The sequence below is a fragment of the Sphingomonas sanxanigenens DSM 19645 = NX02 genome (assembly GCF_000512205.2).
GTDB classification, from domain to species: Bacteria; Pseudomonadota; Alphaproteobacteria; order Sphingomonadales; family Sphingomonadaceae; genus Sphingomonas_D; species Sphingomonas_D sanxanigenens.
This window is the reverse complement of the sequence record NZ_CP006644.1, coordinates 1,699,102-1,713,312: the sequence shown is the minus strand read 5'-3', so window position 1 is coordinate 1,713,312 and position 14,211 is coordinate 1,699,102. Positions and strand designations below refer to the sequence as shown.

General features: G+C 67.3%; 10 protein-coding genes. 3 read left to right on the top strand and 7 right to left on the bottom strand.

From position 1 onward, the window contains the following. Positions 1–37: 37 nt before the first annotated feature. Positions 38–523 carry a GreA/GreB family elongation factor gene (locus NX02_RS07865; RefSeq protein ID WP_025291644.1) on the bottom strand — a complete coding sequence of 162 codons (486 nt, stop codon included), beginning with the start codon at positions 521–523 and terminating at the stop codon, positions 38–40. 123 nt (positions 524–646) lie between these two features. On the opposite strand from NX02_RS07865, the gene NX02_RS07860 reads away from it, so the two are divergent. The 3 genes from NX02_RS07860 to NX02_RS07850 all read left to right on the top strand — a co-directional run bounded on the left by NX02_RS07860 (position 647) and on the right by NX02_RS07850 (position 4,097). After that, positions 647–1,513: a hypothetical protein gene (locus NX02_RS07860; protein ID WP_025291643.1), complete on the top strand. Its 867-nt coding sequence runs from the start codon at positions 647–649 to the stop codon at positions 1,511–1,513. Positions 1,514–1,540: 27 nt separating this feature from the next. Continuing rightward, the gene (locus NX02_RS07855; protein ID WP_084717646.1) at positions 1,541–2,701 is read left to right on the top strand and encodes an SH3 domain-containing protein; all 1,161 of its coding nucleotides are present in this window, start codon (positions 1,541–1,543) and stop codon (positions 2,699–2,701) included. Between the two features lie 121 nt (positions 2,702–2,822). Then, complete coding sequence (locus tag NX02_RS07850) at positions 2,823–4,097, top strand: M20/M25/M40 family metallo-hydrolase (RefSeq protein WP_025291641.1); 1,275 nt, start codon at positions 2,823–2,825, stop codon at positions 4,095–4,097. Between the two features lie 15 nt (positions 4,098–4,112). On the opposite strand, the gene NX02_RS07845 is transcribed toward NX02_RS07850, so the two are convergent. From NX02_RS07845 to NX02_RS07820, 6 genes are all read right to left on the bottom strand, one after another. Beyond that, positions 4,113–7,703: an ABC transporter permease/M1 family aminopeptidase gene (locus tag NX02_RS07845; RefSeq protein WP_025291640.1), complete on the bottom strand. Its 3,591-nt coding sequence runs from the start codon at positions 7,701–7,703 to the stop codon at positions 4,113–4,115. A 10-nt stretch (positions 7,704–7,713) separates the two neighbouring features. After that, the gene (locus NX02_RS07840) at positions 7,714–8,607 is read right to left on the bottom strand and encodes an ABC transporter ATP-binding protein (RefSeq protein ID WP_025291639.1); all 894 of its coding nucleotides are present in this window, start codon (positions 8,605–8,607) and stop codon (positions 7,714–7,716) included. 101 nt (positions 8,608–8,708) lie between these two features. Then, complete coding sequence (locus NX02_RS07835; protein WP_025291638.1) at positions 8,709–9,113, bottom strand: hypothetical protein; 405 nt, start codon at positions 9,111–9,113, stop codon at positions 8,709–8,711. Positions 9,114–9,165: 52 nt separating this feature from the next. Continuing rightward, positions 9,166–10,152 carry a LysR substrate-binding domain-containing protein gene (locus tag NX02_RS07830; protein ID WP_025291637.1) on the bottom strand — a complete coding sequence of 329 codons (987 nt, stop codon included), beginning with the start codon at positions 10,150–10,152 and terminating at the stop codon, positions 9,166–9,168. A 69-nt stretch (positions 10,153–10,221) separates the two neighbouring features. Next, the gene (locus tag NX02_RS07825) at positions 10,222–11,724 is read right to left on the bottom strand and encodes an alkaline phosphatase D family protein (RefSeq protein ID WP_025291636.1); all 1,503 of its coding nucleotides are present in this window, start codon (positions 11,722–11,724) and stop codon (positions 10,222–10,224) included. Beyond that, positions 11,724–14,015 (bottom strand): TonB-dependent receptor plug domain-containing protein, encoded by a 2,292-nt coding sequence (locus tag NX02_RS07820; RefSeq protein WP_025291635.1) that lies wholly within the window; start codon positions 14,013–14,015, stop codon positions 11,724–11,726. Before NX02_RS07820 ends, NX02_RS07825 begins: the two co-directional genes overlap by 1 nt. Positions 14,016–14,211: the final 196 nt, after the last annotated feature.

Genomic DNA, 14,211 nt, shown 5'->3' with positions numbered 1-14,211 from the left:
CGGCGCGGGGCGGGCCGTCAATTCGCAGGTGCGGCAATCATTCCGGGATCGGTTCCGCGGCGAGGACTTCGATCGCCTCGACCTTGCCGTTGAAGTCGACGCGCTCGCCGACCTCCGCGCCCATCATTGCACGTGCGAGCGGGGCGAAGAAGGCGATGCGGTCGGCCGCCGGATCGGCCTCGTCACCGCCGACGATATCGATCATCCGTTCGCGCCCGGCGAGGCTGAAGCGCACGCGCGCGCCAAATCCCGCCACGCCTTCCGCCGGCGCCGCGGTGAGCCGCGCGGTCGCGAGGCGCGTGCGCCAGTAGCGCAGGCTGCGCTGGTCGTCGTCGCGCGCCGCACGCGCCGCATCGTCGGTGGGCTCGCCATGCGCGGCCACCGCCCGCTCCAGCCGCTCGACCATGTCCCCGATCGCCGCCAGCCCGCGCGCCGTCACCAGGTTGGGGCCCGGCGGCAGCGGCAGTTCGAATCGCGGTTCCTTATGCTCGTCATCGCTCTCGCGGCGAAATGCAACGCTCACCAAAATCTCCTTCGCCGTTCGGAATGGCGACACATCCCGCCGCCGTCCAGCGTGAACGCGCGGAGCGCGTTGCGCGGCCGCGCCGGGCACGGTACGCACTGACGGAAGGGAGTCGGGGGTAAAGTGGCGCTCTATACATGCGACGATCCGAATTGCGTCCTGTACAATCGCGGGCAGTCGTTCGACTATAGCTTCTCGTGCCAGCGCACGACCTCGTCGATCGGCGTCCCCTGCCGTGCGCGTGAGCTCCCCGCCGCCGAACCCTCGCGATCACAGACCGCGCCCACTGTCGCGGGCGGCTGGGGGCTCGAACGCTCGGGCTCCTATGAGGAAACCGCCTTCGCCCCGCAGGAGCGGGAGACCGAGTACAGCCCGCGCGACCGCGAGACCGAATATGCCTCGGGAGACCGTTCGCCGCCCCCGCCGCCGCCGGCGCCGGAACCCGAGCGGCGTGGCTCCTCGACCGCGATCATCCTGCTGTCGCTGCTGGTGGTGCTGCTCATCGGCGGCGGCATCGGCACCTATGCGATGCGCGATACGCTGTTCGGCGCGGGCGGATCGGGTGCGGACAGCCCGGCGATGATCGAGGAACGGCTGTTCGCGACGCTGTTGCGCGCCGCTTATGCGCGTGAGATTTCGGACAAGATCCTGTCGGTCAACCGCCAGATCGAGGCAATCCGCCAGCGCGACGAGGCATCGAGCCCGGCGATGGCGCGGGAGATTGCCGAAATCGAGGCGCGGATGCAGAATAACGAGGTCGAGCGCCGCGCTGCCTTCAACGATTGCGCCGCGGAGGTCGAGCGCTTGGGCAAGACTCCCGCGGACGATGTCGATGCGGCCGTCGATGCGTTGACCAAGCGCCTCGACGGTGCCGGGCTCAAGCGGCTGAAGGCATTGCTGCCGGTGATCGTCGGCCAGATCCGCGATTCACGCGCGGGCAAGGCAGATCGTGATAAATGGATAAGTCAAATCGAGGTCGCGTCGCTCTAATCGCTCTAATCGCTGTGGAGAACGCACATGTCTGCATTTCGAAGGTTCCGGCAGGGGCTGCTGGCCGCCGGAGCAGTGGCGACACTGATGACCGGCGTCGTCGCGCCCGCCCCGGCATTCGCGGCGAAGAAAGCCAAGTTCGCCGACCAGTGCGCCGAATATCGCAAGCCCTTCACCCGCATCAAGAATTACAAGACCAACCAGGCGCTCAAGGGCGCGCTGATCGGCGGCATATTGGGCCTGGGCGTCGGCCTGGCGGCGAATTCCGGCAGGCAGAACAAAGGCTCGGTGCTGCCCTATGTGCTCGCGGGTGCCGCGACCGGCGGTGTCGTCGCCTATGTCGCCGCCAAGGCGGAACAGGCCAAGGACCGCGAGGAGGTGCAGCGCGCGATCGCCACCGACTATGCCGGCACCGTCGACAATTATGATCCGCTCGCGCAGAAGATCGCCGATCTCGGCAATTGCCGGCGCACCCAGATCTACAGCGTCCAATCCGATTTCGAGAGCCAGGCGATCGATTCCAAGGTGGCGCTGGAACGGCTGAAGCTGCTTGAAACCTGGGTGGTCAAGGACGACGAGGCGATTTCGGGCGCGGCCAACCAGCAGACCTCGCAGGTTGCCGACTATGTTCGCGCGCAGCGGCTGGCCGAGGGCGCGAAGCCCGAGGAAACCGAGAATTACGACACCAATTCGACCTATTATCAGGATGCGACGCTCCAGCCGGCGATCTACGTCTCCCAGTCGGCCGATGGCAGCGAGCCGGCGCCGCCCCCGCCCCCGGCGCCGCTGCCGACGACCACCGTCTATCCGCGCTCGGCCGTGAACCTGCGCGCCGAAGCGAGCCAGACCGGTGCCAAGCTCGACACGATCCCCGCGCGCAAGCCCGTGCAGGTGCGCCAGAGCCCGACGCAGGGCTGGTATGAGGTCGAATTGAACGGCCAGAAGGGCTACGCGCTCGCCTCGCTGTTCGATGGTTCACCGCCGCCTCCGCCACCCCCGCCCGCCCCGGCGCCCAAGAAGAAGGGCGTGCGCAAGATCGTGGTGCAGAAGCCCGCGGCGGACAAGACCACGCCGAAGAAGCAGGTCGCCAGCGCGGTCGCCGGCAACAATGCGGCGCAGCAGGCCCGCGTGCGCAGCAGTTCCGAAACCAATGCGCAGTTGAGCGATCTGCGGCTTGCGCTGAGCTGAGATCCTATCCTCCCGTCCCGCGGCTGCCGGCCGGGGGACGGGAGAGTGCTCACGGTTTACCGCCGTCCGCGGATATGGTCTGAGGCGACGCCGCAAGCCATCGCCCACGGAGACCATCATCATGAGTGCAAGCCTGTTCCTGCTCGCGGCCGCCGCCACCGCGTCGCCGCCCGCCCCGCAGGAACCCGCTGCGCCGCCCGTGCTGGTCAAGCTGCTGGCATCGGATCGTTTCGAGACGGCGAAGGCAGCGCTGCGCGCGGATCATGCGCGGCTGGTCGACGAGATCATCGCCCTCACCGAAATCCCGGCACCGCCCTTCGGCGAATCCGAGCGGGGCCGCGCCTTTGCCGATCTGATGCGCAAGAGCGGCTTCGCCGACGTGACGACCGACGCGGTGGGCAATGTCGTCGCCAACCGCCCCGGCAGAAACCGCAAGCTCGGTCCGCTGATCGTCGCCGCGCATCTCGACACCGTGTTCCCCAAGGGCACCGACGTGACGGTGAAACGTGAGGGCACGCGGCTGATGGCGCCGGGCATCGGCGACGACAGCCGCGGCCTCGCCGTGCTCCTCGCCTTCCATCGCGCGCTGGACAAGGCGGGGATCGAAACCGATCGCGACATCATGTTCGTCGGCAATGTCGGCGAGGAAGGCCCCGGCGATCTGCGCGGCATGCGCCATCTGTTCGGCGAGGGTCAGCCCGGCCGAAAGGCGGCGGCGTTCATCTCGATCGACAGCAGCGGCGCCGAGACGATCGTGACCCGCGGGGTCGGCTCGCGGCGTCACCACATCATCTTCAACGGCCCGGGCGGGCACAGCTTCGACAAGTTCGGCATCGTCAACCCGATGGTGCCGCTCGCGAAGACGGTGACCGGCCTCTACACCATCACCGTGCCGGGCGATCCGCGGACGACCTATTCGGCCAGCGTCGTCGGCGGCGGCACCTCGGTCAACACCATCCCGCCGCGTGTCTTCCTCGATGTCGATATCCGCTCGGTCTCGCCGGCGGAGGTCGAGCGGGTCGACGGCGAACTGCGCGCGATCGTCGACCGGGCAGTCGCCGAGGAGAATGCGACGCGGGATACGTCGCGCGGCACCGTCAGCGTCACCTTCGAGCGCATCGGCGAACGCCCGGCCGGGCAGACCGACGAGAAAGCGGGGCTCGGCGCCCTCGCCTTCGCCGCCTCGCGCGCGTTCGGCTACAAGACACGCTTCATCCCCGTTTCCACCGACGCCAATGTGCCGATGAACCTCGGCATTCCGGCGATCGCGATCGGCTCGGGCGGCAGCGGCGGCGCCGAACATTCGCCCGACGAATGGATCGATGTCGAGATCGAGGAAAGCGTCCGCGGGATGAGCGCGGGGCTGGCCACGGTGATCGCCGCGGCCAGCCGCTGAGCGCCGGCGGCGCGGTCAGTTCCCCGTCACGTCCGCGACATTGTCGTCCGAGTTGCGGTCGACATATTTGTTGTAGGGATCGACGCCCGCGAACAGCGGCCGCCGCCTGGTCACGACCCGGATCTGCTGGGTTCCCGACCGGATCGGCCGGCGTTCCATCAGGATCACATCCTTGCGGTCGAACTCGCCCAGCCCCGGCCGCTTGTCGAACAGGCCGATGTCGATATCGTCCGCCAGCGCCGCTTTGCTCTCCTTGCCCTTGCCGTCCACATAGGCCTTGCCCGCCTTCACCGTCAGCAGCGTCTCATAATTGCCGTCGGGCAGTTTGCGGGCGACCGCCGTCTCGGTCTTGAGATCGTAGATCGTGATCCGCGTCAGCAGGTCGGCGACGAGCTGGCGCTCGGCGGGGGTGCGGGCGAGGCTCATGAAGCCGTCGACCAGATCGGTCGAGCGGGCATAGGGCTGGCTCTTGAAGCGATAGCGATCGAGCAACCCGGCGAGCATCGCATCGACGCGCGCCTCACCCAGCCGATCCTGCAGCAGGTACATCACCACCGATCCCTTGCGATAATGGATATAGCCCTGATCCTCGACCCGGTTGAGCGGCAGTTCCTCGATCTTTTCGGATCCGCGCGAACGCAGGTAGTTGTCGAGCTCATATTTCAGGAAGCGGCGGATCTTCTCCTCGCCATAGAGATGCTTCATCACCATCAGCGCGGAATATTGCGCGAGCGTCTCGACCATGATCGTGCCGCCCTGCATATCGGCGCTGATCAGTTGGTGTGCCCAATATTGGTGGCCCAGTTCGTGCGCGGTGACATAGGTGACATAATCGATCGCGTCGGGATCGGTGGCGTTCGCAAGGAAACCGATCTGTTCCGAATAGGGTACGGTCCCGGCGAAGGCCTGCGCGAACGTTTCATAACCAGGAAACTCGATGATCCGCGCATAATCGAACTGATAGGGTCCGAAATTCTTGCGATAATAGGCGAGCGACTGTTTCATTGCCTTCAGCATGCGATCGACGTTGGTGGCATGCTTGGGATCATAATAGACCGTCAGCTTCACGCCGTCCGCATCCATGGTTTTCTCGGCATAGGCCGCCGATTGCACCGAAAAGAAAGCAAGGATCGGCGCGCCGGACACGAAATGCGCCGTGCGCCGCCCGCCCCTGATGACATCCGACACGCGCCGGCCGGGCGCGATCGGCGTCTGGTCCGCATCGGTGGAGAGCGTGATGTCTGCATGCACCCAATCCGCGTCGCCGATATAGTTGCGCCGCGTCGCCGACAGGTCCTCGAGCTTCGCCGGGCGCAGCTCGGCGGGCAGTCCATATTTGCGGCGCTTGACGCGATCGGTGAGCAGCCCGAAGCGGCTCATGCCGATCTGCGGCGCGAACTCGAAATTGTTGAGAAAGCTGCCATTGCCGACAAGGCGGATATCGTCGCCATTGGCGCGCAGCCCCTTCTGGAGACGCTCGGTCCTGAAACCCAGCGTGCCGGTGGCGCCCGGCGGCAGCGGCGTCGCGAACCGATAGATGCGGTATTGCGCGTCCGCATCGTTCGACTGGAGCGTCGCGCCGGGAAGATCGACCGAAACCAGCCGCGTATCGCGCTCCGTCAGGCGCACATGCAGCAAGGGCAGCGGCGCGCCGGTATCGTTGACGAAACGATAGGTCCCGCTCGCCTCCATCCGCCGTTCTTTCGGGAAGAGTGCGACGTTCAGCGTCACATCGGTCACCGACGGCTGCAGGATCTTCTCATTCTTCAGATATGTCTTCTCGAATTCCGCGAGCTGCTTCTCGCGATCCTCGCGCGTTTCGTAGCGGTTGAGGATGTTCATGTTGTAGAACAGCCAACCGCCGGTGAGCAGCGCGACGAGCACCGCGGCGCCCAGGACGGCCCCCGCCGGCCCCTTGAGCCGCGCCGGCATCCGCGCCAGCCTTGGCCGCAGCCGCGTCTCCGTGCCACGCCGCCAAAGGAGATGGGCGAGCACCGCCAGGACGATCGCCACCGACCCCCAATAGAGCCGCAGCCACCAGCCCAGCGCCCCGCCGATCTGGCTGCCGTTCATGTCCGAGAAGCGCGGCTCGCCGGTATAGCGATAATTATAGAGCGGATGCTCGAAGCCCATGTTGACGAGCGTGATGGTGCCGACGAGGTAGACGAGCATAACCCCCCAGCCGACATATTTGTTGGGGCTCACCGCCTGCACGAACACCGCAAGCACGGCGAGGATGGCCATTTCGATGGTCTGCGGCAGCAGGTACCAGCCGATATATTGGCCCAGGGAAAGATCGGTGAGGCCGCGGCCGAGTTGGACGAGGATAGCCGCGACCACCGAGATGGCGAGCGTCGCGAACAGCACGCCGGTCACCGCCAGCGTCTTGGGCACCATACAGGCCCAGTTGGGCAGCGCGGTTGCATCGATGATCTCGTGGAACTTGCGGTCCCGATCGCGCCACACCAGTTCACCCGCATAATAGATCGCGATGATGATCGGGAAGATGCCGAACGTGCCCATCAGCAGGCCGATCAGCGAGAAGGTGCGCGGGATCGCCGGCGTGCCGTAGATCTCGTTGCCGAACAACAGCCCGCCGATCGAATTGAACAGGCCCAGCAACAGCAGCACCGCAAAGGCGGGGCTGCGAAAGACGAGCGCCATTTCGAAGCGGCACCGCGCCCACAATTGCGTCCACCCCGCCGCGGCCGGGCGGACCGGCGGCAGTTGCGCCACGATCAGAGGCGACTGCGCGGCGAGCTTCGCCGCCTTTCGCTCCTGCCGCCGCAACGCGCGGGCCGACACGCCGCGCTCGGCGAAGCTGAACCGGGCATAGGCAAGCACCAGCGCCGCCAACCCGATACCGAACCAGATCAGCCGGTTCCATAGCAGCGTGCCGGTAACGGGCGGCGTCAGGCTGTTCGCCTCGGCGGCCGTCCAGTAGCGCGTCGCGTTCGCCACCGCCGCATTGGCGAAGGGCTCGATGAAGCCGGCAGTCTCGCGATATTCCGGCTTGGACGCGGTGAAGGAAACGAGCACGATGTAGAGAACGAGGAAGACGACGACGCCGACATAGGAATAGAGCATCGATCGCGTCATCGTCGCAACCGCGAAGAACACCGCCGAGGTCATGAACAGATTGGGCAGCGCCAGCACGCCGAACGCATAGAGATAGTCGGCCAGCTTGTTGGGGCCCAGCGTCTCGCTGTCCAGCCACGGCATCAGCGATCCGACCCAGATCGCGACCGGCACCGCGATGAACGAGATCGCGGCGGCAGCGAAGGCCCCCAGGAAACGCGCGAACAGATAGTCGAACTTGCGCACGCGGGTAGAGCGGACCATCGATCCGAACCCGCTTTCATCATCCCGCACGATCACGTTGGCGACGAACGCGGTCGTCACGAACATGTAGAACATCGAAAAGATCAGGTGGACTTCGGCGATCGCCGCCGGGCTGTTCTTGTGGACGTTGCCGCCCCCGCCGATCTGGATCTGCTCGACGGTGGTGCCGCCGAAGGTGAGCAGGAAGAACAGCACGAGCACCACCCAGAACACCGGGTTGCGAAGCTGGTAGCGCAGCTCGAACGCCGCGATGCGCGCGAACATGGGCGGCGCCTCAGGCCGCCGCGGCGGCGGTGCCGCGGCGGCTGGTGTCGATCGTCGCGAAATAGACGTCTTCCAGCCCGCCCTCGACCGGCCCGAAGCCATCGCCGGGATCGCTGTCCGACAAAACATGGATGATCGTGCGCCCCGCGAACAGCCGCGTCGCGATCACCTTGTAGCGTTCGCGATAGGCTTCGAGTTCCTCGCGCGCGATCGTCTTCTTCCACACCGTGCCGTGCGTCCGGGCGATCAGATCGAGCGGGGCGCCTTCGAGCTGGATGCGCCCTGCCGCCAGCACCGCCATGCGCGGGCAAAGGTCAGCGACATCCTCGACGATGTGGGTGGAAAGGATGATGACGACCGTCTCGCCGATCTCGGCGAGCAGGTTGAGGAAGCGGTTCCGCTCCTCCGGATCGAGGCCCGCGGTCGGCTCGTCGACGATGATCAGTTGCGGATTGCCGATCAGCGCCTGCGCGATGCCGAAGCGCTGGCGCATGCCGCCGGAAAAGCCGGCGATCGCCTTCTTGCGCACGGTCCAGAGATTGGTCTGGCTGAGCAGTGTCTCGACGGTCTCCTTGCGCTCGCGCGCGGAGGCGACGCCCTTCAGCACCGCCATATGATCGAGCATGTCGTAGGCCGAGACGCGCGGGTAGACGCCGAAATCCTGCGGCAGATAGCCCAATGTCTCGCGCAGTCGCTCGGGCTGGGCGATCACGTCGATATCGCCGAAGCGGATGCTGCCGGATGTCGGCGTCTGCAACGTCGCGATCGTTCGCATCAAGGTCGACTTGCCCGCGCCATTGGGGCCGAGCAGGCCGTACATGCCCTTGGGGATCGACAGGGTCACGTCATCGAGGGCGCGCGTGCCGTTCGGATAGACATGGACGAGATTGGCAAGCTCGAGCATCGGCAAGTCCTCGTTGTGCGACGCAACGAGCCTAACCCTGACCGGCCTGCGGTGAAGCCCTAATCGACGAACGGCGTTTGATCGCCGCGCTCAACCGATGTTCATGCGCGCCTGACCAGAAGTGCGGCGCCATCGATGTAGAGATCGATACGATTGGGATCGCGCTGCAACTCGACGAGGAAGGTGATGTCGGATCCGCTGACCGCCTGGATCGAATCGGCAACCTGTTCCAACTGGACGCGGCGCGACGGGATACGCGCATAATCACAACTGATCTCGATCATGTTGCGGCCGATCTTGGTGATGGTGATCGTGATATTGTTGCGCGACGAGCCGCGCGAGTCCGATGTCACCGCGCCCTCATAGGTGCCTGCCACGCGGTCGGCGAGATCCAGCTTCTTCTGCACGGGATTGGCAGCGATCGCCGCCGGTGGGGCGATCAGCGGAAGCGGCGCGGCAATCGCGCCGGCAAGGATGCGTATCGTCAGGAACAGGCCGCGCTTCATCGTCTTACCTCATCGATGATGACTGACATGCGGCCCGTTGCTTTTCTTCTGTCTACGCCTTCCCTGCATCCGCCGCAGTGCCCGGCGGCACAGAGACGGCTCGGTTCGCCGCATCGACCGGGCGCATGGCCGCCAGCGCCGCGAACCCGTCGAGCGAATGCCGGACCTCCGCGGCCAGCCAGCCGGCGAAGCGATGCTCGGCGGACGAACGCGCCGCGCGGCGCGCGGGGCGATAGATGCGGTAAATCTCACCGATCGAACGCGGCGTCATCGCCGCGCAGGGCACCAGTCGCCCCGAGTTCAGGAAGGGCTCGGCGACCAGCGGCATGGCAAGGCCGACGCCGGCGCCCGCCACCGCCGCCTCATACATGAGTTGCAGCGTGGCGTGGCGGCGCAGGTCGAGCCGCGCGGGGAACAGCCCGGCGCCGGCCAGGAACCGCTCCCAGATCCGCTCCGGCGTCGACACCGCGAGCAACGGGAAGTCGCCGAGCTCGGCTTCGCTGGTGGGCGGCAGGCGGCCGTCGGCGAGCCGCGGCGCGGCGACCGGCATCAATTGCGCCTCGAAGAGATGGTCGGCGATCATGTCGTCGGGGACTTCGAGCCCGCCCCAGATCGCAAGGTGCGCCTCGTCAGCGCGCAGCGCATCGAAGGATCGCGTCGGCAGCACGTCGATGTCGAGACCATGATCGCGGCGCAGCGCCGCCGCACGGGGCATCAGCCAGGTGGCGGCGAGGCTGTGCGAGGTCGCGATCCGCAACCGCTCCGGCTCGCCCTCGCGCAACGCGACGGTGGCGCCCCGGATCGTCGCGATCGCCGGTTCGACGAGCGCGAGATAGCGCCTGCCCTCGGCGCTCAGCACCGGCGCGGGCGCCGAGCGGTCGAACAGGGCGGTGCCGAGGAACACCTCCAGCCCGGCAATGCGGCGACTGACCGCGGACGGACTCAGCGCCAGCTTGCGCGCGACAGCGCGGAAGCTCTGGCCATGCGCGGCGGCCACGAAGATCTCGATCGATTCCAGTGGCGGGGCGTTGCGGAGCATGAGGGCCACCCTGCACCCGCGATGTCACAGAATTGAGACATCATTCCCCTCCCGCTCGCGCGAGGGGAATCAGGCCACGCCCGCCTTCCCCGCCGCCACCGTGCGCCGGGCCAGCGACCGCGTGGCGCTGTCCGGATCCGCCAGACTCTCCACCGCCCGCAGATCGATCTCCGTCCGCGACAGCGTCACGTCCAGCAGCACATAGCCGGCATGATGATTGTCGAGCAGCCGCACATGCGGGTTCAACGCCTTTGCCGGCGCAAACAGCGCTTCCGGCCCGTTGCGCGAGGCGAGGCAACTCGTCACGATCTCGGTGGCGACGGGCGTCCCGCCCGGGATGCGGGCGACGTCGTTGAGCCAGAAGCTGTGGACATCGCCGCCGAGCATCAGCGCGTTCTCCACCGACGGCCGCGCGAGCGCATCGAGCAGCCGTCCACGCGCTGCGCCATAGCCATCCCAGATATCGGAATAACGCGCGCCGGGCCCCTGCGGCAGCGCGAGCGGCGCAAACAGGGTCTGTTGCGCGATCAAGGTCCAGCGCGCCTGTTCGCGGCGAAACCCGTCATCGAGCCATGCCTCTTGCGCATGGCCGAGCATCGTCCGCGCCGGATCGTCGAGCGCGGCGCAGTTGCCGAGGACGCGGCCGCCCCGCTCCTCTGCCGTCGCGCAGGCATGGGCGCTGCGGTGCTGGCGGGTATCGAGCACATGCACGCTCGCCAGATCGCCCCAGCGGAAGCGGCGGTAGAGCTGGATACCGCCATCCGCTGCCAGCGCCGCGGGATCGAGCGGCATATGTTCGAAATAGGCCTGATAGGCCGCTGCGCGTCGCTTCATGAAAGCGCCGGAATCGGCGGTGATGGCGCCATGGACGCCGGCATAGTCATTCTCCACCTCATGATCGTCGAACGCGACGATGAAGGGCAGCGCGGCATGCGCGTCCGCAAGGTCGCGGTCGCTTCGATAGAGTGCGTGACGCGCACGATAGTCCTCCAGCGTCACCGGATCGGGCGCACCGAAGGAGCGGACGTCAGTTCCCGCCCCGAACGACTTCTCGTAGATATAGTCGCCCATCTGCAGCACCGCGGCGACATCGGCGGCGATCATGTCCCGATAGCCGGTGAACCAGCCCTGTTCCCAATGCTGGCAGGAGGTGAGCGCCAGCCGCAGCCTGTCGGGCCGATCAGCAATGGTCGAAACGCGCCCGATGCGGCTGACCGCGCCGGCGAGGTGGAAGCGGTAGAACCAGCGCCGCCCCGGCGCGAGCCCGCGCACGCGGACATGCACCGCGCCGCCGCGCGCGACGGGTGCGGCCGCCCGCCCCGTCCGCACGATCCGTCGGAAGCGCTCGTCCGCCGCCACTTCCCAGGCGACGATCGCGTCCTGCTGCAAGCCGGCAATGCGCGTCCAGATCACGAAGCCATCGCGTGCGGGCTCGCCCGAGGCGACGCCGAGCGCGAACGGATCCTCGGTCAGCCGCGGCCGCGGCGGTGCCGCCACCACCTGGCCAGCCGCGGCGAAGCGGCTCGCCGCCAGCGCCGCGGCACCCGCCAGCACGTTCCGGCGCGAGAGCATCAGAAGCGCACCGACAGCCGCGCGTACCAACTCCGCCCGTTGAGGCCGAGCGGGGTTTCCTCGCCGGTCGGGAAGCTGCCGCCGGTCGCGGCGATCGCGGTACCCTGATCGATGATGCCGTCGGGCCGCGCATCGAACAGGTTCTGAACGCCCATCCCCAGCCGTGCGCCGGGCAACACGTCATAGCCGAGCGCGAGATCGACCGACTCCTTGCCGTCGAAGGTCTGCGTCGCGACGAGGGGTGCCGAGGTATAGGTGCCGAAGGCGGTGAGGCTGAGCTGCGCATCGAACGGACCATGGTCGACCGTGCCCTGAAAGGTGAATTTGCTGCGCGGCTGCGCCTCGGTGAGGAACAGGATCGACTTGGTGTTGAGCAGCGGCAGCGCCGGCAGCACCGGGTTGGCGCGCAGCCGATCCAGCCGGTTGTCGAACCAGCCATAGCCGGCCGCGAAGGACAGCCGCGTTTCCGCGCCCACCTGGCCCTGCCAGCGCGCCACCGCCTCCACGCCGCGCGTCGTCGTATCGACCGCGTTGGTGAAAAAGCGCACCTGCTGGAAATTGGTGATCCCCGCCGCCTGCAGGATCGAAACGACTGCCGCCCCGCCCAGTTGCTCGCTGAGCGCGATGCGATCACGGATGCGGATACGGAAATAGTCCGCAGTGAAGGAGAAGCCGTCGAACGGGCCGAACACCACGCCCGCGGTCAGGTTGCGCGCGCGTTCGGCCTTGAGGTCGCTGGCACCCAGCGCCCGCGCGACGGCGTCGGAGACCGGCAATGTGCCCACCGTCACCAGCCGGCCGGCGCTGGTCGCGCCCTGCACGGCGCTGAAATATTGCTGCTGGAGCGAGGGCGCCTTGAAGCCGGTGCCGACGGTACCGCGCAGCGCAGCACCTTCGATGATGTCGAGGCGCGCAGTGGCCCGCCACGTCGTGCGGCCGCCGAAATCGTCATAATCGTCATAGCGCACCGCGGCGCCGAGCAGCAGTGGTTCGATCGGGCGCAGTTCGACATCGAGGAACGCGGCATAGGCATCGCGCTTCGCGTCGGTCGGGTTGCGCGGATTGAAACCGGCGAAGCCATCGGCACCGAGGCCGAAATAGGCGAGAGGCTCGCCATTGCCGATCGCGTAGGTCTCGTGGCGATATTGGCCGCCCGCCGCGATATTGCCGCCGGCGAGCACCCCATCGAGCGGCATCGAGACGGTGAGGTCGCTGACATATTGGCGGTAGGTCACGCTGCCCGCGTCGAACCGCGTCGGGCTGTCAGCCCCCAGCGACGCATTGGCGGTGTCGGACACCCGGAAATCGGCCTTGTTCGAGCCGAAGCCCTGGCTGAGATCCGCCTTCACCGCGCCGAATTCGCCGCGCAGGCCGACGGTGGCGCCGACATCCCAGATGCGCGGCTCGATGATCGGCAGGAAGCCCTGCGGATGCACCGGCGAGAAGCCGGGCACGCGAAAACCCGCGGCATTGTTGGAGATTTTCCGGGTCAGCGTGCCGAAAGCATAGAGTTCGGCGTCGCCCAGCGGCAGCGCGCCATCGAGCGCAAGGCTGGCGACGGTCGCCTTGGGATCGCCGATCCGGTAGGTCACCCGGCCGAAGCGCTGGTCGACATAGGCGCGGTTGGTCGCCTGCTGGTGGCGCGCGGAGGCGCTGATCGTCAGATGCCCGCCCGCGCCCAGCGCCAGCCCGCCGCTGATGCTCGCAAGGCCGTTCTCGCCATCGCCCTCCTCGGTGATGCCGGCCATCAGTTCGCCGCTGCCGCCGCTGCCGTTGGACTTGAGGATGATATTGACCACGCCAGCGATCGCATCCGAGCCATATTGGGCCGCCGCGCCATCGCGCAGGATCTCGATCCGCTCGATCGCGCTTTCGGGGATGGTGTCGAGATCGACCGCCGCCGAGCCGCGGCCGATGCTGTTGTTGACGTTGAGCACGGCGTTAGCGTGGCGGCGCTTGCCGTTGACCAGCACCAGCGTCTGGTCCGGCGAGAGGCCGCGCAGCGTGACCGGCCGGGTGTTGGCGGCCGAGGCGGTGGTGGCGGCACGGGCGAAGTTGATCGAGGGCTGGAGGAAGTTGAGCGCGCGGCCGAGATCGGGATAGCCGGTGTCGGCGAGCGCCTTGGCATCGATCACGTCGATCGGCGCCGATGAGTCGAGCGCGGCCCGGCATGCGCTGCGCGTTCCGGTGACGATGATCGCGTCCGCGCCTCTCTCTTCCGGCACCTGCGCATGGGCATAGCCCGTGGCACAGGCAATGGCGCTCATTCCGGTCAGCAGCTTGTGTCGCATATGATTCCCCCTGGTCGGTCGCGGGCCGCATAGCGAGGCGCGCTGCCGGGGCGGTATTGATCATCGGGCGACGGGTGTTGCCCGCTGCGCAACAGGCAAAGCCGATCTGCCGCGCCCCCCCCGACCGCGCGACCGACCTGGACGGCGCCGGCCTTCCGCTCGTCGCCGCAGCCGCGAGCCGGCCCGAAACGGCCGC